Source organism: Erwinia sp. STN24 (assembly GCF_041320675.1).
In the GTDB taxonomy this organism is placed as follows: domain Bacteria; phylum Pseudomonadota; class Gammaproteobacteria; order Enterobacterales; family Enterobacteriaceae; genus Erwinia; species Erwinia aeris.
The window spans coordinates 295,650-317,865 of record NZ_JBGGPM010000001.1; the positions used below are offsets into that span (position 1 = coordinate 295,650).

Annotated in this window: 23 protein-coding genes; 7 read left to right on the forward strand and 16 right to left on the reverse strand. The window is 53.3% G+C overall.

Annotation, left to right across the window (positions count from 1 at the left end):
• Positions 1-4 precede the first annotated feature (4 nt).
• Positions 5-1,129 (reverse strand): glucans biosynthesis protein MdoC, encoded by a 1,125-nt coding sequence (mdoC, locus tag ACA373_RS01405; protein WP_370733892.1) that lies wholly within the window; start codon positions 1,127-1,129, stop codon positions 5-7.
• Positions 1,130-1,399: 270 nt separating this feature from the next.
• Between mdoC and ACA373_RS01410 the strand changes: the two genes are divergently transcribed.
• Together ACA373_RS01410 and mdoH are read left to right on the forward strand one after the other, a co-directional pair.
• Complete coding sequence (locus ACA373_RS01410) at positions 1,400-2,938, forward strand: glucan biosynthesis protein G (protein WP_253461026.1); 1,539 nt, start codon at positions 1,400-1,402, stop codon at positions 2,936-2,938.
• Positions 2,931-5,480: a glucans biosynthesis glucosyltransferase MdoH gene (mdoH, locus tag ACA373_RS01415; RefSeq protein WP_253454635.1), complete on the forward strand. Its 2,550-nt coding sequence runs from the start codon at positions 2,931-2,933 to the stop codon at positions 5,478-5,480. Before ACA373_RS01410 ends, mdoH begins: the two co-directional genes overlap by 8 nt.
• 66 nt (positions 5,481-5,546) lie before the next feature.
• Here the strand turns inward: mdoH and ACA373_RS01420 are convergent, their stop codons facing one another.
• The 3 genes from ACA373_RS01420 to ACA373_RS01430 all read right to left on the reverse strand — a co-directional run bounded on the left by ACA373_RS01420 (position 5,547) and on the right by ACA373_RS01430 (position 8,110).
• Entirely contained in the window at positions 5,547-6,056 is a 510-nt protein-coding gene (locus ACA373_RS01420; protein WP_125288643.1) for a ferritin-like domain-containing protein, read from the reverse strand.
• Positions 6,057-6,102: 46 nt separating this feature from the next.
• Positions 6,103-6,576 (reverse strand): ferritin-like domain-containing protein, encoded by a 474-nt coding sequence (locus ACA373_RS01425; protein ID WP_125288642.1) that lies wholly within the window; start codon positions 6,574-6,576, stop codon positions 6,103-6,105.
• 340 nt (positions 6,577-6,916) lie between these two features.
• Positions 6,917-8,110, reverse strand: a complete 1,194-nt coding sequence (locus tag ACA373_RS01430) for a zinc-dependent alcohol dehydrogenase (RefSeq protein WP_253454634.1) — start codon at positions 8,108-8,110, stop codon at positions 6,917-6,919.
• Positions 8,111-8,180: 70 nt separating this feature from the next.
• On the opposite strand from ACA373_RS01430, the gene ACA373_RS01435 reads away from it, so the two are divergent.
• Entirely contained in the window at positions 8,181-8,345 is a 165-nt protein-coding gene (locus ACA373_RS01435) for a hypothetical protein (RefSeq protein WP_253454633.1), read from the forward strand.
• The gene (locus ACA373_RS01440; protein ID WP_370733893.1) at positions 8,345-8,584 is read left to right on the forward strand and encodes a YceK/YidQ family lipoprotein; all 240 of its coding nucleotides are present in this window, start codon (positions 8,345-8,347) and stop codon (positions 8,582-8,584) included. Before ACA373_RS01435 ends, ACA373_RS01440 begins: the two co-directional genes overlap by 1 nt.
• A gap of 2 nt (positions 8,585-8,586) precedes the next feature.
• On the opposite strand, the gene ACA373_RS01445 is transcribed toward ACA373_RS01440, so the two are convergent.
• The 9 genes from ACA373_RS01445 to ACA373_RS01485 all read right to left on the reverse strand — a co-directional run bounded on the left by ACA373_RS01445 (position 8,587) and on the right by ACA373_RS01485 (position 15,357).
• A complete protein-coding gene (locus tag ACA373_RS01445; RefSeq protein WP_125288639.1) occupies positions 8,587-8,994 on the reverse strand; it encodes a MysB family protein in 408 nt (135 codons plus the stop codon).
• Positions 8,995-9,256: 262 nt separating this feature from the next.
• Positions 9,257-10,168, reverse strand: coding sequence for a tagatose-bisphosphate aldolase (locus tag ACA373_RS01450; RefSeq protein WP_253454631.1), 912 nt, complete (start codon positions 10,166-10,168; stop codon positions 9,257-9,259).
• Between the two features lie 37 nt (positions 10,169-10,205).
• Positions 10,206-10,745, reverse strand: a complete 540-nt coding sequence (locus ACA373_RS01455; protein WP_253454630.1) for an AAA family ATPase — start codon at positions 10,743-10,745, stop codon at positions 10,206-10,208.
• Positions 10,742-11,179 (reverse strand): PTS sugar transporter subunit IIA, encoded by a 438-nt coding sequence (locus ACA373_RS01460; protein ID WP_370733895.1) that lies wholly within the window; start codon positions 11,177-11,179, stop codon positions 10,742-10,744. Before ACA373_RS01460 ends, ACA373_RS01455 begins: the two co-directional genes overlap by 4 nt.
• A 6-nt stretch (positions 11,180-11,185) precedes the next feature.
• Positions 11,186-11,458 (reverse strand): hypothetical protein, encoded by a 273-nt coding sequence (locus tag ACA373_RS01465; RefSeq protein WP_370733896.1) that lies wholly within the window; start codon positions 11,456-11,458, stop codon positions 11,186-11,188.
• A 20-nt stretch (positions 11,459-11,478) separates the two neighbouring features.
• Complete coding sequence (locus ACA373_RS01470; RefSeq protein WP_253454627.1) at positions 11,479-12,852, reverse strand: PTS sugar transporter subunit IIC; 1,374 nt, start codon at positions 12,850-12,852, stop codon at positions 11,479-11,481.
• Positions 12,853-12,860: 8 nt separating this feature from the next.
• The gene (locus tag ACA373_RS01475) at positions 12,861-13,157 is read right to left on the reverse strand and encodes a PTS sugar transporter subunit IIB (protein ID WP_253454626.1); all 297 of its coding nucleotides are present in this window, start codon (positions 13,155-13,157) and stop codon (positions 12,861-12,863) included.
• A 10-nt stretch (positions 13,158-13,167) separates the two neighbouring features.
• Positions 13,168-14,148, reverse strand: a complete 981-nt coding sequence (locus tag ACA373_RS01480) for a 6-phosphofructokinase (RefSeq protein ID WP_370733897.1) — start codon at positions 14,146-14,148, stop codon at positions 13,168-13,170.
• 399 nt (positions 14,149-14,547) lie between these two features.
• Positions 14,548-15,357: a flagellin gene (locus ACA373_RS01485; protein ID WP_301289521.1), complete on the reverse strand. Its 810-nt coding sequence runs from the start codon at positions 15,355-15,357 to the stop codon at positions 14,548-14,550.
• Between the two features lie 275 nt (positions 15,358-15,632).
• Between ACA373_RS01485 and ACA373_RS01490 the strand changes: the two genes are divergently transcribed.
• Both ACA373_RS01490 and ACA373_RS01495 read left to right on the forward strand, forming a co-directional pair.
• Positions 15,633-16,757 carry an alkene reductase gene (locus ACA373_RS01490; protein WP_253454624.1) on the forward strand — a complete coding sequence of 375 codons (1,125 nt, stop codon included), beginning with the start codon at positions 15,633-15,635 and terminating at the stop codon, positions 16,755-16,757.
• 14 nt (positions 16,758-16,771) lie between these two features.
• Positions 16,772-17,086 (forward strand): helix-turn-helix transcriptional regulator, encoded by a 315-nt coding sequence (locus tag ACA373_RS01495; protein ID WP_253454623.1) that lies wholly within the window; start codon positions 16,772-16,774, stop codon positions 17,084-17,086.
• Position 17,087: 1 nt separating this feature from the next.
• On the opposite strand, the gene mdtG is transcribed toward ACA373_RS01495, so the two are convergent.
• From mdtG to ACA373_RS01510, 3 genes are all read right to left on the reverse strand, one after another.
• Positions 17,088-18,314 (reverse strand): multidrug efflux MFS transporter MdtG, encoded by a 1,227-nt coding sequence (gene mdtG, locus ACA373_RS01500; RefSeq protein WP_253454622.1) that lies wholly within the window; start codon positions 18,312-18,314, stop codon positions 17,088-17,090.
• A gap of 134 nt (positions 18,315-18,448) precedes the next feature.
• Complete coding sequence (locus tag ACA373_RS01505) at positions 18,449-19,369, reverse strand: Kdo(2)-lipid IV(A) acyltransferase (RefSeq protein WP_301252704.1); 921 nt, start codon at positions 19,367-19,369, stop codon at positions 18,449-18,451.
• A gap of 154 nt (positions 19,370-19,523) precedes the next feature.
• Positions 19,524-20,618, reverse strand: coding sequence for an NADH:flavin oxidoreductase/NADH oxidase (locus tag ACA373_RS01510; protein ID WP_253454620.1), 1,095 nt, complete (start codon positions 20,616-20,618; stop codon positions 19,524-19,526).
• Between the two features lie 212 nt (positions 20,619-20,830).
• On the opposite strand from ACA373_RS01510, the gene ACA373_RS01515 reads away from it, so the two are divergent.
• A complete protein-coding gene (locus ACA373_RS01515) occupies positions 20,831-21,883 on the forward strand; it encodes a rhodanese-related sulfurtransferase (RefSeq protein ID WP_253454619.1) in 1,053 nt (350 codons plus the stop codon).
• The last annotated feature ends 333 nt before the right edge of the window (positions 21,884-22,216 follow it).

Genomic DNA, 22,216 nt, shown 5'->3' on the forward strand with positions numbered 1-22,216 from the left:
GGCACTATTTTTGCGGCAGCTTGCCCGAAAAGAGAAAGCGCAGCAGTGGGATCCGCAAATGGATCTCGTAAAGCATAAACGCGATACCGAAGACGAACACCAGACCGGCGAAAAAGCCCAGCGTATTGCTGCCGATATGCGGCACCAGGAAAATACCGTAAAGGATAGTCAGCGGGTGGTGCACCAGGTAGATAAACAGGGAGGCGTTGACCAGATAGGTCACGCGAGGCGAATGGCTGTTCAGCAGGCGATGTCCCAATGAAAACACCACGTTAACCATCCACAGCCCCATCATCATTGATACCACGGCGTCAATCTCATAGAGCCAGCCTTCGCCTTTACTCCATGTCTGATTAGCAATATAGGCGACAAACGCGAGCGCGGAACCGATAAACGTCCAGGGCACAGGTTTAATTAAAAGGGCCTTAATCGCCGGATATTTCCACGCCATCGCGCCCAGTATAAAGAAGGGCAGGAAGAACAAGGTTTGCATAACCACAAAATTAAACAGGGCATTGCTTAACAGCTGCGGCTCGAAAATAAACAGCAATCGCCGAATCGCTCCCCAAATCACGCTGCAAAGCAGGATAGCCAGGCTAAGACGTGTCCAGTTCAGCTCGGAATAGTCCGTTAATTGTCTGCCGTCACGCAGTTTTTTAAACAGCCATGCGCCGGTCAGGGTCAGCATAACCAACACCAGCAAAAACCACAGGTGCGAGATAAGATCCCAACTAAGCGCATTAAATTTCTGATAAAGCGTTAGCTGGCTCCAGTCGCCAATTCTCGCGGTCCAGGCCTTTAGCATAAAAAACTGCGGCAGCGTCAGCAGCGGCACGGCCGCCAGCATCGGAATGCCTACACGCTCCAGACGCACCTTCAGCCAGTACTGCGGGCTGTAGCGTAAAAAGAGCATATAAGAGAAATAACCTGAAATAACGAAGAATACCTGCATCCTGAATGCGTGAATAAAATCATTCAGCAGCGTAAGCCATTCGGAAGCGTGCGGACTATTTACTGACCAGCTTTGGCTGGAATAAATCAACGAGACGTGAAAAGGTACGCCTAAAAGCATCAGGTAGGCTCTGATCGAGTCAAAAAAATATTCTCGCTGCCCGGATTGTTTTGTCATATTCGTCCCATATTCAACACGTTACAGCGTTTGCTCACCCTGAGCCACGCTAAAGCTTACCGCTTACTCTAGTGGAGAAAACACAGGTATACTATCAGGGGAATCCGTATCCGCTAAGCAGTTGAGAACAGGGCGCTAAAAGCAACAAATGCGAGGAACAAAAATGTTGTTGAGCTGTCGGAATTGCGAATTATCCATTAAGATGGATGGGATTGATTTAAGCACACGAAAGGGGGGGATGTGCTGATTAAAATGAAAAATAAGCCAAAACTGATGAAATTGCGTCTGATTGGCGCAACGGTTTTGCTGTCAATGTATGCCAGCTCCGGCTGGGCTTTCAGCATTGATGATGTAGCAAAACAGGCGAAAGATTTGGCCGGGAAAGGGTATGAAGCGCCCAAAAGCAATTTACCTTCCCAACTGCGCGAGATGAAATATGCTGACTATCAGCAGATCCAGTTCAATCGCGATAAAGCCTGGTGGAGCAAGCTGAAAACCCCGTTCAAGCTGGAGTTCTATCACCAGGGCATGTACTTCGACACGCCGGTGCAAATTAATGAAGTGACGGCGTCTACCGTTCATGAGATTAAATATTCACCGGACTATTTTAATTTCGGCAATGTTAAGCACGATCCTGAGACCGTCAAAAACCTTGGGTTTGCCGGATTTAAAGTGCTTTATCCGCTTAACAGTAAAAATAAAAAAGACGATGAGATCACCAGTTTCCTGGGCGCCAGCTATTTCCGCGTTATCGGGGCTGGTCAGGTTTACGGTCTTTCGTCGCGCGGGCTGGCTATTGATACCGCGCTGCCTTCCGGCGAGGAATTCCCGCGTTTTAAAACGTTTTGGGTAGAACGACCAAAACCGGCCGACAAGCATCTGGTGATCTACGCGCTGCTTGATTCGCCACGCGCGACCGGCGCCTATCGCTTCCTTATCACGCCAGGTAAAGAGACCACTGTCGACGTACAGTCGAAAGTCTACCTGCGCGATAAAGTCGGCAAACTGGGCGTAGCGCCGCTGACCAGCATGTACCTGTTCGGCGCTAACCAGCCTTCCTCGCAGGTTAACTATCGTCCTGCTCTGCATGATTCCGACGGCCTGTCGATCCATGCCGGCAACGGCGAATGGATCTGGCGTCCGCTGAATAACCCTAAACACCTCGCGGTCAGCACCTTTACCGTAGAGAATCCAAAAGGCTTCGGCCTGCTGCAGCGCGGCCGCGATTTCTCTCAGTATCAGGATCTGGACGACCGTTACGATCTGCGCCCAAGCGGCTGGATTGAACCGCAGGGCGACTGGGGCAAAGGACGGGTGGAACTGGTAGAGATCCCGACGGCTGATGAAACCAACGACAACGTCGTGGCCTACTGGACGCCGGAAAGTCTGCCGGAGCCGGGCAAAGAGATGAACTTTAAGTATCGTCTGCACTTTACCCGCGACGAAAGCCAGCTGCACTCGCCGGATATGGCGTTTGTAAAAGATACGCTGCGCTCAACCGGCGATGTGAAACAGTCTAACCTTGTTCGTCAACCGGACGGCACGGTCGCCTTTATCGTCGACTTCGCCGGTCAGGATATGAGCAAGCTGCCGGCCGATACGCCGGTTGCGCCTCAGGTCAGCATCGGTAATAACGGCGAGCTGGTGGAAAACAGCGTTCGCTACAATCCGGTCACCAAAGGCTGGCGTCTGGTGATCCGTCTACGCGTTAAGGACAACAAACAGCCTACAGAGATGCGTGCTGCGCTGGTTAACGGCGACAAAACGCTGACCGAAACCTGGAGCTATCAGTTGCCTGCCAATGAATAAGACTAACGCTGATTATATTGATGCGCTGCCTCTGCCCGCGGAGCGGAAAGAGGCGCTGCTGAACGCGCTGCCTGACCAGTCTGAGGCGGCTTTTAGCCAGCTGCATCAGACGCTGGGCGAGCCGCCAATGCCGGAGCGCGCGGACGACGCGCCGCTGGCTTCGGTGAAATCGCGGATTGAGATGACGTGGCCGGATGCCGTGGGTAAAGGCGAACAGTTTGCCGAAGATGCGCTGCATCGCACCACGCTGAAGGCGATGCCGCCCCACACGCGTTCTTCTATGTACCCGGAAGCCTGGCGTACTAACCCGGTGTCACGCGCGTGGGATTCTCTGCGCGGGCATAAAACCAAACCGCGCTATGCCAATGCCGAAGAGCAGCGTGCAGAAGATAAATGGCGTCACGTCGGATCGATTCGCCGCTATATCCTGCTGCTGCTGACCATCGCGCAAACGGTGATCGCCACCTGGTACATGAAAACCATTCTGCCTTATCAGGGCTGGGCGCTGATCGATCCTATGGAGATGATCAACCAGAACTGGCAGCAGTCGGTGCTGCAAATTCTGCCGTACGTGCTGCAAACCGGGATCCTGTTCCTGTTTGCCGTGCTGTTCTGCTGGGTTTCCGCCGGCTTCTGGACGGCGCTGATGGGCTTTTTACAGCTGCTGATCGGCAAAGACAAATACAGTATCTCGTACAACAGTAACGATAACGATCCCATTAACCCGGAACATCGTACCGCGCTGATTATGCCGATCTGTAATGAGGATGTGGAACGCGTTTTCGCTGGCCTGCGGGCTACCTGGGAGTCCGTGGTCAGAACGGGCGAGCAGCAGCATTTCGATGTTTATATCCTCAGCGACAGCTACAACCCGGACATCGCGATGGCCGAGCAGAAAGCGTGGATGGAGCTGGTACGTGACGTGGGCGGGGAAGGGCGCATTTTCTATCGCCGCCGCCGCCGCCGCGTGAAGCGTAAAAGCGGCAACATCGATGACTTCTGCCGCCGCTGGGGCAGCCAGTACAGCTACATGGTGGTACTGGATGCGGACAGCGTCATGAGCGGCGAATGTCTGACCGGCCTGGTGCGTATGATGGAAGCTAACCCGAACGCGGGTATCATCCAGTCTTCGCCGAAAGCTTCCGGTATGGACACGCTCTATGCGCGCTGCCAGCAGTTCGCCACGCGCGTCTACGGGCCGCTGTTCACTGCCGGTCTGCACTTCTGGCAGCTGGGCGAGTCGCACTACTGGGGCCATAACGCCATTATCCGCGTGAAGCCGTTTATCGAGCATTGCGCGCTGGCACCGCTGCCGGGCGAAGGCTCATTCGCCGGTTCTATCCTGTCGCATGACTTTGTGGAAGCCGCGCTGATGCGCCGTGCGGGCTGGGGCGTGTGGATCGCTTACGATCTGCCCGGCTCCTATGAGGAGCTGCCGCCAAACCTGCTGGACGAGCTGAAACGCGACCGCCGCTGGTGTCACGGCAACCTGATGAACTTCCGCCTGTTCCTGGTTAAAGGGATGCATCCGGTACACCGTGCGGTGTTCCTGACCGGCGTGATGTCCTATCTGTCGGCGCCGCTGTGGTTCCTGTTCCTGGCGCTGTCAACGGCGCTTCAGGTAGTGCATACGCTGATGGAGCCGCAGTACTTCCTGCAGCCAAGACAGCTTTTCCCGGTCTGGCCGCAGTGGCGTCCCGAACTGGCGATAGCGCTCTTCTCCACCACTATGGTGCTCTTGTTCCTGCCTAAACTGCTCAGTATCATCCTGGTGTGGTTTAAGGGAGCGAAGCCTTATGGTGGCGTGGTGCGCGTAACCGTTTCGCTGTTCCTGGAAGTGCTGTTCTCCGTCCTGCTGGCGCCGGTGCGTATGCTGTTCCATACGGTGTTCGTGGTCAGCGCCTTCCTGGGCTGGGAAGTGGTCTGGAACTCGCCGCAGCGCGATGACGATGCGACCCCATGGAGCGAGGCGTTTAAACGTCACGGTTCCCAGATGGCGCTTGGCATCGTCTGGGCGGCAGGCATGGGCTGGCTGGATCTGAACTTCCTGTGGTGGCTGGCACCGATCGTCTTCTCGCTGATCCTCTCGCCTTTCGTGTCGGTGTATTCAAGCCGCTCCACGACCGGAATGGCGTCGAAACGCGCTAATCTGTTCCTGATCCCGGAAGAGTTTGAGCCGCCGAGAGAGCTGGTCGACACCGATCGCTACAACGCGCTGAACCGTGAACGTGCGCTGAAAGATGGCTTTATGCACGCGCTGTTCAATCCGTCGTTCAACGCACTGGCCAGCGCGATGGCCACTTCGCGCCACCTGAAAAGCGATATTCTGGAATTCGCCCGCGATCGCCGTGTCGAGCAGGCGCTGAGCGAGTCACCGGCGAAACTGGATCGCGATCGTCGTCTGGCGCTGATTAGCGACCCGGTGACGCTTTCCAGAATGCACTATCGTCTGTGGCAGAACGCCGATAAGTATCACGACTGGTTCGATTACTATCAGTCGCTGCGCATGAATCCGCTGGCTATTCAGCCGACGAAAATCTGATGCAGGCATAAATAAAAAATCCGGGAACGCAGGTTCCCGGATTTTTTTTGCCTTAAGGAAGAGGCGTTACTTTTTCGCTTCTACGCCCGGCGCGGCGTCGCGCGTCATAAACTGCTCGGTAACGTCCGGCAGATGATTCAGCGCCCAGTCGGCCATTGCCACTTCCTGCTCGCGGATCTGCGCGAAAATTCTTGCGCCTTCGGTATCGCCAACCAGTTCAGCCGCCGCAATCAGCGAGGTGTAGCTGGCAATTTCCAGGTTCTCAAACACATAGCTGCTGATAGCGCCTTTCACGACTTCATCATCCGCCATCATGCCGCCCATCGCCTGACCAAAAGCGGTCAGTTTACCCATGGTATCTTTAAAGACGGAATTTGAAGTATCGTAGCGGTCGATAACCGACTGTACCAGCGCCTGCTGCTGACGAGTTTCTTCAATATGCTGCACGATACGGGCTTTCAGATCGGGATAATGCTCAAGACGTTCTGCCTGTTTTTCCAGCATGCTTTCCGCCTGTTTTTCCATCGCGTGCGCATCTTTCACCCAGGCTAAATAGTTCTCTTCATGCGTTGTCATGGTGTACCTCTTGATTGAATTATTTTCCGGGGGCCAGCTTCTGGCGTTACTGCTGCTCAGCGATGACGGTAAGCTTCTCGTCAGTGGCCTTCTCTTCTTCCAGCGTTTCGCCCAGCAGGCGAGCAGCCTCTTTATAGCCCAGCTTTAAAGCCAGCGCGCGCAGCGTGCCGTAAGTGGCAATCTCATAGTGCTCGACTTTTTGCGCCGCGCCGATCAGGCCAGCGTCACGAACCGGGCCAGCCTCCACGGAATCAATAATTTCCTGGGCTTCTTCTACCAGGCCTTCAAGCGCGTGGCATTTCATTCGCTTAATGCGCACGCCGTCGGTGCTTTCCACCAGCTGGTCCAGACGCTCTATCTGGCCCTGAGTCTCTTCAAGATGCTGTTTGAAAGCGGCTACCAGTTTTTCATCGGTAGCGGCACGCGCCATTTTAGGCAGGGCGCGAGAGATTTGTTTTTCTGCGCTATACACATCCGACAGGTCATGAATAAATAAATCTTCCAGCGTCTTGATGGTCATATTTCACTCCATTTCAATAACAGGAAAGAAAGTGCAAATTCACACTCTGTAAAGCTACAGGAATAAGGTTAGCCTGGTCTGAGCATTTCGGAAGGCAAGAAGGGGAGAATATCCTTTTCAAGGAATATTCTGAGACAGCGGTCACAGACAGAGGGGAAAAAGTATAATTAACAAATAGTTAACTTATGAACGTTATCAACGACCCACGCTGGCGAGCTGTTAAAAAGTCGCCGGAGGTAAAGCATCTGGAAACGTCAGACTTCCAAAAATAGCGGCGGTACTTTACGGAAAAACAGTTCGTTTTGCCCGCCAACAGATACTGTGGCGGGCTTAAGATTAATTAAACCGTTGCCTGGGCGCTTGCCATTCCCGGCACCAGGATAATCTTGCGACAGTCTTCCTGACGCTTTTCAAAGATCTCATAGCCACGTGCCGCCTCTTCCAGCGGCATATGGTGGGTAACGATCTCTTCGGGTTTCAGGTGGCCCTGCTCGATCAGTTTCAGCAGATCGGGAAGGTAAGCGTGAACGTGAGTCTGACCCATTTTAAAGGTCAGCCCTTTATCAAAGGCATCGCCGAACAGGAAGCCATGAATAAAGCCCGCATAAACGCCCGGTACGCTGACAATGCCGCCACGGCGCACGGCCGCAATGCACTGGCGTAGCGCTTTGCCGCTGCTGCCTTCCAGCTTCAGGTTGCTGAGCACGGTTTCCGTCAGGCTGCCTTTGGCCTCAAACCCTACCGCATCGATCACCGCATCCACACCGCGATGGCCTTTGGTATTTTCAATAATCCAGGCGGCCGGATCGTCATTTTCATCAAAATTGATCGGGATAACGCCATAGCGCTCGCGCGCAAAGGCCAGTCGGTAGTTATGATGGTCAATCATAAAAATCTGCTCGGCGCCCGCCAGTCTGGCGCAGGCGGCGCTGAGTAAGCCAACCGGGCCGGCGCCAAAGATAGCCACGCTGGAACCCTGTTTGACTTCAGCGTTCTGTACCGCCTGCCAGGCCGTGGGCAGAATATCGGAAAGAAACAGTACTTTCTCATCCGACAGCGTGTCCGGCACTTTAAAAGGGCCGGCGTTGGCTTTCGGCACGCGCACGTATTCCGCCTGTCCGCCGGGAATACCGCCATAAAGGTGGCTGAAGCCGAACAGCGCGGCGGGCGGCGTGATTTTTTTCGGGTTCAGAATGGCACCGCGGCCGCTGTTAGTGGTTTCACAGGCGGCATACTGATGCAGATGACAGAAAAAACAATCGCCGCAGGCAATCACAAAGGGAATAACCACCCGATCGCCTTTTGCGACTTTGGTCACGCCACTGCCTGCTTCCACCACTTCGCCCATAAACTCGTGGCCAAAAATGTCGCCATGCTCCGTGCTGGGAATTTTTCCGCGGTAAAGATGCAGATCGGAACCACAGATAGCGGTGGCCGTTACGCGCAGAATAATATCGTCTGCGGCTTCAATCGTCGGGTCGGGCATGTTATCAACGCTGACCCGATGCGGGCCGTGGTAGGTAAGGGCTCTCATAGTCTCTGCTCCGGTATTTTTTTCAGTCTCACGTCAAGGCAAAAAAATTTGCGTTTACCAAGCATAGAACATGAAAAACGAACGCAGGGCGCGCGGCGAGCCGAAAGGTCAAACATCGGACAAAGAGAAGGCTAAAATTAAGGAAGATTTTACGGATATTTTGCGCTGCGCAGGCTTACTGCCCTTAGCCGTTGCTGTACAATGGCGCGTTTTTTATACGGATCGGGAAAGGTAATGACCACACTGTTACGTGCTTTATTGCTGGCATGCTGCCTGATGATGCTGACCGGCTGCGGCAGCATCATCAGTCGAACCCTGCCCGGACAGGGGCACGGCAATCAATACTATCCTGGCGTGCAGTGGGATGTCCGTGATACGCCCTGGCGCTTTCTGACGATTATCGATTTGCCGCTGTCGCTGGTTCTCGATACGTTGCTGCTGCCGGTGGATGCGCACCACGGACCCTACGAGTAAAATTACTCCCAGCGGTCTGCGCGGTCGGAATCGCTGTTATCGTCTTCCCACTCGTCCGCCGCTGCTTTGCCTTCTTCGGTATCGCCCGGCGGCTCCAGCTGAAATTCGCCTTCATCCCACTCATGCAGCGTATTTTCCGGCAGCCACTCCTGACGCAGTTCGATCTCGTCAAAATCACCGTCGAAAATGGCCTGTGCCGCTTCACCGCTGCGCAGCGCCAGCACCTCTCCCTCTTCGATATCATCCGCCAGGAACTCCGCCTGCCACATGATATCGCCATCCTGCATCACATATTTTTGCAGGTTGAACTGGCTGACCGCGGCATCGTCCTCTTCCATCTCCGGATTAGCGGCCAGAAACTCTTCACGCGCAGCGTCGATAGCCTCTTCCAGGGTTGCATACATGCTCATTGGGTATCTCCATAACGAAAAATGCAGGTTTTAAAGAAGGATAGTAGAAGATCGGCTGCGGTAAACCCGGCGAAGGAAAAAAAGATGAGATAATTTATCTATTAGTATTAGTTAGTTACATAAAAATCGGACAGGCGGCTGACGAAAAGTCTCAAGTCAGAGGGCAATCTGTCCCGAGGCGCCTGGCCACCGTTTATCGTATCCGGTGGCCAGGGGACATTTGGCTACCTTTTATCGCATCCGGCGGCCAGGGCACCTCCGGTCAGGCGTCAGCCATCGCCCTTTTATATTTACGCAGAAGCTGCTGGATATCGTGCAGTCGGCCTACCGCAACCGAAGTGAGTTTCTCTCTGGAAACGTTGCGGTCAAGGGAAATGCAGTCTTTCCAGAGTGAACGTCCGGCAATCACGCCAGAAGCGCCGTTGCGCAGGGAGATCTCCACCTGTTGCAGAAAGGTCTGGTGGTCGACGCCGGCAGACAGCACCGCCCAGGGAATGGAACCGCAAATTTCGGTGACGCTGGCGCAGGCGGCTTCTGTCCCCGGATAGGGTATTTTCAGCACCTTAGCGCCGCAGTCAATACAGGCACGGCAGCCATCCTGAATAAGCTGAGGAATTTTATTCTGATAAGTCTCCTTGTTCTCATTTTCCAGTTGATAAGTCAGGAACTCCACTACCAGAAGCAGATCTTCACGCGCGAAGTCGGCAATAACCTCACGCAGCGTGGCAAGGTTATCGGTATTAGCCTCAGGCGTATCCGTACGTAAATAAATCATAATTTTTCCACCCGTGGCGCCCAGCTCACGCACCTTACGCGCGTTAATGCCTTCAACCATTCTGGAAATACGGTAGCCCTGCGGGGAGAGATCCCAGCCGGAAGCATCCAGCCCAACCAGCAGCGCGGTATCACGCGGCACCACGTTTTCATCAACAATTCCCGGCACGGCACAAATGGGATCGACTAATACGCAGCCTGCCTCTGCCGCCAGATAGCGGGTAATGTCATATTTAGTTTTGCCTAAGGTTTCGTTGCTGATTTTTGCCTGCTCTTCGGGCGTGGCGGCTAACAGCGTTCTCATTCCTCCCCGCTGATCGCAGGCGATGACCATCATTGAACCGGTGGCATCACAAATCATTTGATAACCACGACGTTCTGCTGTTGTCATTTTATTCATAAGTCTGATCCTTATAGAGCTGATTATCGGAAATAAACTAAACGCGGCTGAGGAAACATTCGATCCAGGAAATAATTTCGCTATCGTTAATGCCTTTATCCTGATCGGCGATAAAGGTATGTCCCAATTGCATTGGCCGGGCTTTACCTGCAAGATCCATTAATTCAGGAATATAGTCTTCGCCCGGGTGGCCTTTAACCCGACAGGCGCAGCGCGATTTATAACGTTGAGCGACCAGTTGCGGCGATATCTGATTCCATATTTCAACAGTGTGCTGACAGCCGGAGACGGCCAGATAATGCTTTAAAATTTCTTTTTCACGAAAGCCAAACCAGGCGTCCATAATGAAAAGCGTTTTTTCCGGTGCCATCCGCACAATATTAAACATGGCCTCATAGGCGGCATAGCCCAGCTTGCGGTTTAATGGTCTGTCGATAATGTCCGCAAACTGAAGCATAAAGGGTTCTTTAATCCCATCTATACTTAATACCGGCGCATTAAGGCGTTCGGCAAGCATTTGCGCGATGCGGCTTTTCCCGGATGCCGGGATACCATTGACTAAAATTATTTTCTTCATAATAACCTGATAATTTCATCAACCGTGGTGGCTTGTCTTATTTGTGCCAGCGTCTCCGCTTTGTCCAGAAGTTCTACAATAGAGGCAATCCCTTGCGTAATATGCGTGTCGCTGTCCATACCGCTGAACATCACGATAATATCAACTGGCTCGCTGTCGCTGATTGAGACAGGGCGCGCCAGAGTGAGCAGACTAAAACCGTTTTTAATAACGCCACACTCCGGTCGCGCATGAGGAATGGCTATGCCTTCTTCAAACACATAATAGGCGCCGTATTTTCTGGTGTTATCGATAACGGCCTGGGGATATTCAGCAGTGACGAATCCTCCTTTAATTAATGGCGCGGCGGCGATTGCTATTAAATCTTCCCAGGCTTCGGCGTTTATGCCGATCTGAATATACTGGTTCTGTGCAAGAAACTGTCGGATGCTCATATCACCTCATATATTTCTGCGGATAGTATTTCTCAGTTCATCCATTCTTATAAACAGATCATCGACGCGGTGACGATAGTTTTTTCTGGAAGAGAAAATCTTAATGGCCTGATTATATTTAACCATTAGCTTTTTCTGCGTGTCGCTATCCGTCGGGTTTTTCGATAGCGTCGATTCCAGTAGAGATAATTCGTCTTCTGTTCTTAATGCCTCTTCGTCATCTTCACTATTTTGCTGCTGGTGCGATGATGTAAAAATATTCTTCAATTTTGCAAACATCAGCCTCTCCACATTTTTTATTAATCCGTTTCGGTTTTAACAACGTCAGGAAGGGAATGCCCGGTCAGTTTGCGATTAACGAACCAGGTAATGAAAATGGCAAAGGCGATAAAGCCAGCCACGAACAGCCAGTCATGTTGCAGAGCGTGCCCTAATACCAGACCTGCGCCGATAACATCTGAATCACTGAAGGTGACGCCTTGAAAACCAAAGTTTTCCAGCAGCGGCACCAGAATGGCGGGTAATAAAGTGATAAATAAACCATGCACCACGCCGCCAATAATGGCACCTTTTCTGCCGCCCAGCGCGTTGCCAAATACGCCGGCCGTTCCTCCGGCAAAGAAATTCGTCAATAGGCCGGGCAAAATCATCGCCAGACCAAACAGGGGAAAAACAATCATACCAATAAGGGAACCAACGGTAGTGGCAAGAAAGCCGACGATGACCGCGTTGGGCGCGTAGGGGAACAGCACCGGACAATCCAGCGCGGGTTTGGCATCGGGCACCAGGCGCATGGCAATACCTCTGAATGCCGGAACCAGCTCGTTCAGCAGCAGGCGTACGCCGCTATAAAGCACAAATACCCCGGCGACAAACTGCATCGATTGCATAAAGGCATACATAAGGTAGTTGGTGCCCCCGGCGAACCGGGCAATATACTCCGGCCCGGCGACAAACGCGGGGATGAGGTACATCGGCACCATCACCACGGCCATCGACAGGTAGGTGTCCTGTAAAAATTTGAAGTGATCGGGCAGCTCTAAATCTTCCGTGGAACGGGAGTTCTTACCGATAGCGCGCGCTACGGCGGCCTGAACCAGATAGCCAAGCGTACAAAAGTGGCCAAGGGCAATATCGTCCGAGTCGGTGATTTTCCGCACTACGGGCTGAGCGATAGCAGGCATCAGGACGGCCATCACGCCGCCAAATATGCCGCCGGTAAGGATAAGCGTGAGGCCGGTCAGCCCGGCTTTGTAGCCGATGACCGTGCCGATCGTGGCCATCCACAGCAGCGCCTGGCCGGTAAGGAAGATATATTTAAACGGCGTAAGGCGTGCAATCAGGATATTGACGGCAAAAATGACCAGCAGCGTCAGCGCCACTTCCGATCCCAATTCGCGGTTAGCCACGCCGGCGATGGCCGCCACGTCGGTAATGTAGCCTTTCATGCCAAAGCCGCTGGTAAAGATATCATTGAGAAAGGTCAGCGTTTCTACAATGATATTAATACCCGCCATCATAATCAGAAAACCGAGCAGGGTTTTAAATGTCCCCTCAAGCGTTTTCCCGAAGGATTTTTTTTGCAGGATAAGGCCAGTCATAGCAATTAAAGCGATTAAGATGGCAGCCTGGCCTAAAAAATCTTTAATAATAAAATGAATGATTGCGTCCATTTAACACCTCACTTTTTTTGGGTGCCTAACCAGGCCAGGATTTTCTCTTCCAGTTCTTTTTTATCGGTCAGCTTATTCAGGATGATGACCCGTTTTTTTTCTTCCTCACTGGCGTCGGAATTCAGAATGTCAGCAAATATTTTTTGTGTGAGGATAATGTCATACTTAAATGACGAAGCTTCCGATACCGTGGTGTGATCGATATCAGCATCAATAGATAATTTATGAAGAACAGACTTCGCGCTCATTTCAATAGCAAAGCTTGAGCCGAGGCCGCAGCCACATACGCAGAGTACTTTAAGCATGTTATTACCCTCAGATAAGATTATTTACTTTAGCCAGTTTGTAGAAGTTACTCTCTTTATCTAGCAAACGTTTGTCAGAGTCATTCAGATCAATAGGGATGGCTTTGTTATTGTTGTTGATGACGATAATTTTATTGGTCAGGCCGCTATTAATACATCTGACCACTTCTTCAGCCAGGATCGCGCCCTGGATAATTTCCTCCCCTGTTGGAAAACCGTTGCGTAAACCATAACCCATAATGGTTTTTCTGATCCTGATACCAACCTTGTGCTCAAGTTTGCCGATCATGGTATCAATCGCACCCTGGAAACCGGGCGTATACTCTTTAGTATAGCCTTCGGAGCAAAGGATAATAACGCTGTTCTGCTGCGCTGCTTTCTGCCTGATGGTTTCTGCCAGTAAATCGATATCCCAAACCGATTCAGGAATAAGCGCAATATCCGCATTGCTTTTCAGGGCAGCCTGTAGGGTTAATTCACCGCAGTAGCCGCCCAGTAATTCGATCATAAATATTCTGCCGGGAAGCCCGCGGCCGGTATTGCGCAGTTTGGCAACCTCACTGATAACCTGTTCGCAGGCGGTGGAAAAGCCGATAGTGTAGCTATTGCCGATAATATCATTATCGATCGTCATGCCTATGCCATAGCAGTTAATACCGTAGCCGCTAAGGGTTTTTAAAAACTGGAAAGAACCATCGCCGCCGCCCATAACCAGACAATCAATTTTCTTTTTACGGATGTTTTTTACAATTTTTTCATACTCAGCTTTTTTACATTTTTCTTCTCTTCGACCGGAGGCGATAAGCGGTACCGGCGACAGGGAAAAATCAACAAGATCGCGGCGTGCTATATCCTTCGCGCTGTTTTTAAGCAGGCCGTTAATTCCACCATCAAAAATAACGATTTCATAATCCGTCATTCTGTTTATCTGAAACAGGACGTTGTTTATACCGCTGACATCACCGCCGCTAATGACCAGCCCTATTTTCATCGCCGACCTCAAATTAAATTTTTATCGTTAATCTGAGAATCGATGTTAAAGATGCCTGAATTATATTTTTCGAAGCCGGTCACACTTTAAGGATGAAATAGCCCAGTGCCGGTCATTGACAGCAATAAAAATGACTTATTTTTGTGATGGACATCACCATGAAAAACAGCGTTAGTTCGGGATTTTTATATAACTATATGTTTATTAATGGATTAATTTTTGTGAGCTAAATCTCGCTCGCGCCGAATAGCGTCAGAAACAAGTTGTTGCGGGATTTGTGAGTGAATTCACATTAAAGCGGGTTTTGATTTGAAGCCGCCGCAGAAAATAAAGGCGGGGCAGGCGGAGAGGGCAAAAAAAAACTCCGCCGGGGCGGAGTTTTGCCGATAAAGCTGAGGCTTACTGCAGCAGAGACAGCACGCCCTGTGGAACCTGGTTGGCTTTTGACAGCACGGAGGTACCAGCCTGCTGAAGGATCTGCGCCTTCGACATGTTAGAAACTTCAGTTGCGTAGTCAGCATCCTGGATACGTGACTGTGACGCGGTCAGGTTGGTCACAGAGGTGTTCAGGTTGTTGATGGTGGATTCAAAACGGTTCTGAATCGCACCCAGGCCGCTACGTGCGGTATCAACGTCTTTGATACGCGCGTCGAGGTCTGACAGGTTACCGCCGGTCACGCTGAAGGTTGCGCCCAGGCCAGAAGACTGGAAGCCTGCGCCTGACAGGTCGATATTGATGACGTTAGCGTCGGTTGCGTCGTTGGCGCCAACCTGGATTTTTACGCTGCCGGTGCTGTTGAAGATCGCCGTGCCGTTGAAGGTGGTAGCCGTACCGATACGGTTGATTTCAGACAGACGCGCGTCAACTTCTTTCTGGATTGAGTCGATGTCGTCGGCGCTGTTGGTGCCGTTTTTCGCCTGCACAGTCAGTTCACGGATACGCTGTAAGTTGGTGTTCATCTCGTTCAGAGAGCCTTCAGCCGTCTGAGTCAGAGAGATACCGTCGTTGGCGTTACGTGAAGCCTGAGTCAGACCTTTGATCTGCGAGTTCATGCGGTTAGCAATCGCTTCGCCTGCTGCGTCGTCTTTTGCGCTGTTGATACGCAGACCGGAAGAAAGACGCTCGATAGCGGTGCTCAGAGAAGCCTGTGATTTGTTCAGGTTGTTCTGAGTGGTCAGGGACATGATGTTAGTATTGATAACGGACATAATCGTTTCCTTAAAGTTTAACCAGGGTTCGGATACGGCGCCAGGATGCCCGTCACCGTCTGTATTATTTATCGTCACACCCTGAAAAAACTTTAAACAGTTTTAGCATAAAACCTGCACAAAACGGCTTATTCCTCCACATACGAACGATATCAATGGGTTACCCGGATGATTGGCTGAAGCATCGCTAATATTTCATCAACAGCACAAAATGAATTTACACATTTAAATGTTTAAATATAATAGCGGCTCTTATTACCTGAGCGAGTGGAATTATGAGCAAGCAAACCCTGTTTACGCCTTTGCAAATTGGCGATCTGACCTTACGTAACCGTATCGTGCTGCCGCCGCTGACGCGTTGCCGCAGCGACCAGCCGGGCAACGTGCCGGGCGAGATGATGGTGGACTACTACCGCCAGCGCGCCAGCGCCGGTTTTATGATCACGGAAGGCACGCAGATTGAACCGCGCGGGCAGGGCTACGCCTGGACGCCAGGTATCCACAGCGCGGAGCAGATTGCGGGCTGGAAAAAGGTCACCGCAGCCGTCCATCAGGAAGGCGGAACAATTTTTTGCCAGCTGTGGCATGTGGGACGCGTTTCACATAGCGAACTGCAACCGGGCAAGCAGCCGCCGGTGGCGCCGTCTGCCGTGCCTGCAACGGGCGTACGCGTCTTTATCGAAACCGGACCGGGCGAAGGCATCCTGACCGCGCCGGATGCGCCGCGCGAACTGACCACCGCCGAAGTCAAAGAGATTGTCGAGCTGTACCGCACGGCGGCGCAAAACGCGAAGGAAGCCGGGTTTGACGGCGTTGAGCTGCATTCAGCCAACGGCTACCTGATCAATCAGTTTATTTCCGAACACAGCAATTTCCGCACCGATGAATATGGCGGCTCGCTGGAAAACAGGCTGCGCTTCCTGAAAGAAGTTACCGAAGCGGTCAGTTCCGTGTTTGGCAGCCATCGCGTCGGGGTACGCTTTGCACCGCTGTTTACCAGTACGGATGAAGAGCGGGTTTACCTGGGCCTGGTGGAAAGCGATCCGCAGACTACCTACACCGTAGCGGCAGAGATGCTGAATACGCTTGAGATCGGTTATCTGTCAATCGCAGAAGCCGACTGGGATAACAGCCCCGATCTGCCGGAAACCTTCCGCATTGCGCTGCGTAAAGCCTGGCGCGGGCCAATTATCTATTCCGGCCGCTACACCCAGGAAAAGGCAGAACACGTGCTGCAACAGGGCTGGGGCGATCTGTTTGGCTTTGGCAGAACCTTTATCGCCAACCCGGATCTGCCGGAACGCTTTCGCCACGGCTATCCGCTGAACGCCGTGGATGCCGCTTCGCTATATGGCGGCACGCGTAAAGGGTATACTGACTATCCTTTTTACGGTTCCTGATTTTGTGAGGCTGGATGACCCCTGAAAACGCGATGAAGCTGCTGGCCAATCCGACACGCATGGCCGTGCTGGCCTGGCTGAAAAACCCTGATGAAGCCTTTGCCGGCTATAGCCAGCTGTATGACTTCGACCGTTACGGGGTGTGCGCCAGCCTGATTCAGGACAAGGCGGGCTTATCGCAGCCCGCCACCTCGCTCTGCCTGAAGGTGCTTCAGGAAGCGGGCCTGCTGGAGGCGAGCAAAGTCGGCAAGTGGACCTACTATCGCCGCTGCGAGCCGCGTATCCGCGAGCTTGCCGACACGATAGGTAATTTCCTGGGCGCGTTATAGTTTACGCGTCCGGTCTCGTCACGCGGCGGCGCAGCGTCCGCCATGAGTAAACCGCATTGAAAAGCACGATGGCGGCCGTTACGATAAACACCGCACGAAACCCCCAGTGAGCCGAAACCACCGCGCCCATCAGCGGCCCGGTAACGTTGCCAATATCGCGAAATGACTGGTTATAGCTAAAGATACGTCCGGCGACGCTATTGCTGACGTTATAGATCAGCAGCGTCTGTACCGCGGGCAGCAGCGCGCCGTCGGCCGCGCCCAGCAGAAAACGCAGGATCCCCAGTTGCAAAGGGGTCTGCACCAGCGACATCGGGATCAGTAGCAGCACGGAAACCACCAGCATGGCGATAAGAATACGCTCAGGCCCGATACGGTCGCCCAGTTTACCCAGCCGGGGCGCGCTGAGCAGCGCAGCGACGCCGGGCACCGAGGCAATCATTCCGCTGACAAACGCCAGATTCTGGATATCGCCAGCCAGATCCCGCACGTAGAGCGTCAGAATAGGCGCGATAGATCCGGTAGCAACCTGAATAATCAGCGTGGTGACAAACAGCGCCAGCACCAGCTTCGGCCGTTTTAAAGAGCTAAAAACGTCACGGGCGTGCAGCATATCTTTCTTCTGTACCGGCACGAAGGTTTCGCGGATAGCAAACAGCGTCATCAGGAAACAGAGAAACAGCACGGCGGCGGTAATAAAGAACACCGGGCGCAGGCCAAAGCTGTCGGCCAGCAATCCGCCAATCAGTGGGCCGATCAATGCGCCGCTAACCGCGCCCGTCGACAGCCAGCCCAGCGCCCAGCCGCTTCGCTTCCGCGGCACCTGAGTCGCTATCAGCGCGTTGGCATTGGGCACAAAACCGCCCAGCAGACCTAACAACGCCCGCAGCGCCAGAAACTGCCAGATGGAGGTGGCCATCCCCATCAGCACCATCACTATCGCCATGCCAAGCGCCGACCGCAACAGCATGATTTTGCGGCCTTTACGATCGGCCAGCCCGCCCCAGAATGGCGACGCGACAGCGGAAAACAAAAAGGTAATGCTGAATACCACCCCCGACCAAAGATTCAGCGACTGCGGATCGGTTACGCCAAGCTGCTCGACGTAAAGCGGCAGAAAGGGCATCACGAGGCTGAAGGCGACGCCGGTCAGAAAACAGCCGCACCAGGCGACAAAGAGGTTTTTTTGCCAGTTAATCGGGGAAGGGGAAGCATCGGTCACAGCCATAAGCGCAGCCTGGTCAGTTTGTTAGCAGACTAAGTATGCGCCTAAAGCGCACGACTTAATAGCACCCGCCGGGGAAAACGCGGGAGGATTGAGCCGTGGTTGAGAAACGGGCGGGGTCGGTTCCGCCCGGAGCATCAGTACAGAGAGGGTTCGCCTGCGGGGCGCGTTTTAAAGCGGCGGTGCAGCCACATATACTGCTCCGGCGCCATCAGCACGCCGTGCTCGACGACTTTATTCATTCGCGCGGCGGTAGCAGCTTCATCATCCAGCGGCATATTCTCTTCCGCCGGCAGGATCACCATCTCATAGCCTCTGCCGTGCGGTAAGCGACGCGGCACAAAAGGGATCACGGCGGGCTGGCCGCTGCGGATCAGCAGATAGCTGCCTTTGGTGGAAGCCGCTTTTTCCACGCCGAAAAAGGGCACGAACACGCTGCTTTTTGGGCCGTAGTCATGATCGGGCGCGTACCAGATAATATCGCCGTTTTTCAGCGCGCGGATCATGCCTTTCAGATCCTTGCGATCCAACATGCTTTTATTGGATCGCATTCTGCCCCAGGTTTGCAGCCAGTCCAGCAGCGCGTTGTCGTTAGGACGATAAACGCCGATACCGGGATTATGGATGCCGAAGATGCGGGCGCCCAGTTCCAGGGTCAGAAAATGCATCCCGATCAGCAGCACGCCTTTGCCTTCCTGATGCGCTTTGTCGATATGCTCCAGACCGCTGACCTGAAACCATTTGCTGATGCGCCAGTCAGGCCAGAACCAGGCCATGCCGGTTTCGATTAAGCCCATGCCGACGGATTCGAAGTTGCGAACCACCATCGCCTCGCGCTCCGCTTCCGGCATTTCAGGGAAGCAAAGTTCCAGATTGCGTCGGGCTACCGCCACGCGGCGAGTGATAAAACGCATGGAAAGACGACCCAGGCCGCAACCGAGGCGATAGAGCACGGGATAGGGCAACAGCACCAGCACGTAGAGCAGACCAATACCCAACCAGGTAAACCAATAACGGGGATGCAACAAAGCGCGCGAAAACTGAGGCAGCTGAGTCATGAGTTTCCAGATCGTAAAAAAGGGGCACCATTATGCTGCCCGGGATTTATTATTTATGACCTATTGTGCCATTTTTTGACAGCGAACTGAAATAATGCGTTGAGATTCAGAAGGTTTAAACACCAGCGCGCGGGCGCGCGCTGGTTAACAGGGACTACGAATTAAACAGCCCTTTGACTTCATGGGGTTCGCAACGCCAGTATTGCTCTGGCGCGTCCACCTTCGCACCCAGCTCGGCGGCGGCATGCCACGGCCAGCGCGGGTTATAAAGCATACCGCGAGCCAGCGCGACCATATCCGCTTCGCCTTCCACCAGCACCGCTTCCGCCTGGCGCGGTTCGGTAATCAGCCCGACCGCAATCACCGGGATGGCGACTTCTTTTTTAATCGCCGCAGCGAAAGGCACCTGATAGTTCGGGCCGACGGTGATTTTCTGCTGCGGTGCCAGGCCGCCGCTGGACACGTGGATATAGGCACAGCCTTCCGCCTCCAGCGCTTTGCTCAGCGCGATGGACTGCGCCAGATCCCAGCCGCCGTCTACCCAGTCGGTAGCGGAAATACGCACGCCAACCGGCTTGTCTGCCGGGAATACGCGACGCACCTCGCGGAACACTTCCAGCGTCAGGCGCATACGATTTTCCAGCGAGCCGCCGTACTGGTCTTCGCGCTTGTTGGAAAGCGGAGACAGGAACTGATGCAGCAGATAGCCATGCGCGGCGTGAACTTCCACCAGATCCAGACCAAGGCGATCGGCACGAACAGCGCTGTCGACGAAGGCCTGTTTGATCTCTTCAATACGTTCGAGCGTGAGCGCAACCGGCGCGTTATCGTCATCGCTGAAAGGCACCGCAGAAGGCGCGGAGGTCTGCCAACCGCCCTGTTCCGGCTGCAGGAAACCGCCGCCGCGCCATGGCACATCGGTAGAGGCTTTGCGGCCGGCATGGGCCAGCTGGATACCAATCGGCATCGTGGAATAGCTGCGTACATCCTGCAGCACGCTGCCCAGCGCCTGTTCGGTTTCGTCATCCCACAGGCCTAAATCCTGCGGCGTAATGCGGCCGGCGGCTTCAATGGCCGCCGCTTCGACAATCAGCAGGCCGGCGCCGGAGAGCGCCAGATGACCCAGATGAATGCGGTGCCAGGCGGTGGCTTTGCCGTGCTCGGCGGAGTACTGGCACATCGGTGCGATGGCGATACGGTTCTTAAGCGTTAACTTGCCCAGCTCGATTGGGGTAAATAGCTGACTCATGCAATATCTCCGTAAAAAATTAAGTCGGAACAGGCTAACTATAGGCGGATTTTTTTGTGATGTTGGTCCGGATATGCTTTTCCACCTGTTGCAAGGCTCTAACTTTCCTGAGACGAATTTTTTACGCTGCGGCCCGATTTTGGTTTGCTTCTGGCGCTATTCAGGTATGATATCGCCCGCAAAATTTCTCAAAAGTCGCAGGAACGTACACCATGCCAGTGTTACATAACCTTGTTTCTAATGAAGAGCTGAAAGCGCGGATGCTGGCCGAGACCGAGCCGCGTACCACAGTCTCTTTTTACAAGTATTTCACCATTACCGATCCCAAAGCGTTTCGTGACGCGCTCTATATCGCCTTAACCAAACTGAAAGTGTTTGGTCGCGTTTACGTCGCCGCAGAAGGGATCAATGCGCAAATCAGCGTGCCGGCCAGCAATTATGAAGCGATGAAGACGATGCTTTACGCTTTCGACCCGGCGCTGGACAACCTGCGAATGAATATCGCGCTCGACGATGACGGAAAATCGTTCTGGGTGCTGCGTCTGAAAGTGCGCGAGCGCATCGTTGCTGACGGCATCGCAGACGAAACCTTCGACGCCAGCGACGTCGGCGGCTACCTGAAAGCGGGCGAGGTCAACGCCATGCTGGACGATCCGGATGCGGTCTTTGTCGATATGCGCAACCACTACGAGTATGAAGTCGGGCACTTTGACAACGCGCTGGAAATCCCGGCGGATACCTTCCGCGACCAGCTGCCGATGGCCGTGGATATGCTGCAGGACAGCAAAGATAAAAAAATCGTGATGTACTGCACCGGCGGGATCCGCTGTGAAAAGGCGAGCGCCTGGATGCGGCACAACGGTTTTGAGAACGTCTATCACATTGAAGGCGGCATTATCGAATACGCGCGTCGCGCACGCGAGCAGGGGCTGCCGGTACGCTTCAAGGGCAAAAACTTTGTTTTTGATGAGCGCATGGGCGAACGTATTTCCGATGATGTTATTGCGCATTGCCATCAGTGCGGCACGGCCTGCGATACGCACGTTAACTGCAAAAACGACGGCTGCCATCTGCTGTTTATTCAGTGCGCCAGCTGTGCGGAAAAGTATCACGACTGCTGTAGCCCAATCTGTATGGAAGAGCTGGCGCTGGCGCCGGAAGAACAGCGGGCGCGTCGCGCCGGTCGGGAAAACGGCAATAAAATTTTCAACAAGTCGCGCGGCTTGCTGAATATGACGCTAAAAATCCCAACGCCCGATAACTGAGTGACCGTCAGGCAGCATTCAGGGCCGGTTTTACCGGCCTTTTTTGCTCTTTCAGCCGGTAACGGCGGCAATTCCCCGTTTTCTCACTTTTTTGCCTCGCTAACATTGCGCTAACGTTTTGTCGTCTACATATAGTTACAACATACTGAAAGCCCGTAAAGAATGTCAATCTCAGCAGTCAGTAGCGCATCAGCACGGCTTTTTCAGGCAGGGCGTCCTGCTGCCTTCCGGCCCCACAACGCGATACGCACAGTATTAAAATGGCTATTACAGCGATTTCTGTCACAAACTTGATAAAAAGAAGACTGTCGTATAGAGTAAATTCCCGTAAAG

Bases quoted from the DNA above. Each gene is read 5' to 3' on its own strand.
- mdoC (WP_370733892.1), bottom strand. From the start codon at position 1,129: ATGACAAAACAATCCGGGCAGCGAGAATATTTTTTTGACTCGATCAGA.
- mdoH (WP_253454635.1), top strand. From the start codon at position 2,931: ATGAATAAGACTAACGCTGATTATATTGATGCGCTGCCTCTGCCCGCG.
- ACA373_RS01420 (WP_125288643.1), bottom strand. From the start codon at position 6,056: ATGACAACGCATGAAGAGAACTATTTAGCCTGGGTGAAAGATGCGCAC.
- ACA373_RS01425 (WP_125288642.1), bottom strand. From the start codon at position 6,576: ATGACCATCAAGACGCTGGAAGATTTATTTATTCATGACCTGTCGGAT.
- ACA373_RS01430 (WP_253454634.1), bottom strand. From the start codon at position 8,110: ATGAGAGCCCTTACCTACCACGGCCCGCATCGGGTCAGCGTTGATAAC.
- ACA373_RS01435 (WP_253454633.1), top strand. From the start codon at position 8,181: ATGAAAAACGAACGCAGGGCGCGCGGCGAGCCGAAAGGTCAAACATCG.
- ACA373_RS01440 (WP_370733893.1), top strand. From the start codon at position 8,345: ATGACCACACTGTTACGTGCTTTATTGCTGGCATGCTGCCTGATGATG.
- ACA373_RS01445 (WP_125288639.1), bottom strand. From the start codon at position 8,994: ATGAGCATGTATGCAACCCTGGAAGAGGCTATCGACGCTGCGCGTGAA.
- ACA373_RS01450 (WP_253454631.1), bottom strand. From the start codon at position 10,168: ATGAATAAAATGACAACAGCAGAACGTCGTGGTTATCAAATGATTTGT.
- ACA373_RS01455 (WP_253454630.1), bottom strand. From the start codon at position 10,745: ATGAAGAAAATAATTTTAGTCAATGGTATCCCGGCATCCGGGAAAAGC.
- ACA373_RS01460 (WP_370733895.1), bottom strand. From the start codon at position 11,179: ATGAGCATCCGACAGTTTCTTGCACAGAACCAGTATATTCAGATCGGC.
- ACA373_RS01465 (WP_370733896.1), bottom strand. From the start codon at position 11,458: ATGTTTGCAAAATTGAAGAATATTTTTACATCATCGCACCAGCAGCAA.
- ACA373_RS01470 (WP_253454627.1), bottom strand. From the start codon at position 12,852: ATGGACGCAATCATTCATTTTATTATTAAAGATTTTTTAGGCCAGGCT.
- ACA373_RS01475 (WP_253454626.1), bottom strand. From the start codon at position 13,157: ATGCTTAAAGTACTCTGCGTATGTGGCTGCGGCCTCGGCTCAAGCTTT.
- ACA373_RS01480 (WP_370733897.1), bottom strand. From the start codon at position 14,148: ATGAAAATAGGGCTGGTCATTAGCGGCGGTGATGTCAGCGGTATAAAC.
- ACA373_RS01485 (WP_301289521.1), bottom strand. From the start codon at position 15,357: ATGTCCGTTATCAATACTAACATCATGTCCCTGACCACTCAGAACAAC.
- ACA373_RS01490 (WP_253454624.1), top strand. From the start codon at position 15,633: ATGAGCAAGCAAACCCTGTTTACGCCTTTGCAAATTGGCGATCTGACC.
- ACA373_RS01495 (WP_253454623.1), top strand. From the start codon at position 16,772: ATGACCCCTGAAAACGCGATGAAGCTGCTGGCCAATCCGACACGCATG.
- mdtG (WP_253454622.1), bottom strand. From the start codon at position 18,314: ATGGCTGTGACCGATGCTTCCCCTTCCCCGATTAACTGGCAAAAAAAC.
- ACA373_RS01505 (WP_301252704.1), bottom strand. From the start codon at position 19,369: ATGACTCAGCTGCCTCAGTTTTCGCGCGCTTTGTTGCATCCCCGTTAT.
- ACA373_RS01510 (WP_253454620.1), bottom strand. From the start codon at position 20,618: ATGAGTCAGCTATTTACCCCAATCGAGCTGGGCAAGTTAACGCTTAAG.
- ACA373_RS01515 (WP_253454619.1), top strand. From the start codon at position 20,831: ATGCCAGTGTTACATAACCTTGTTTCTAATGAAGAGCTGAAAGCGCGG.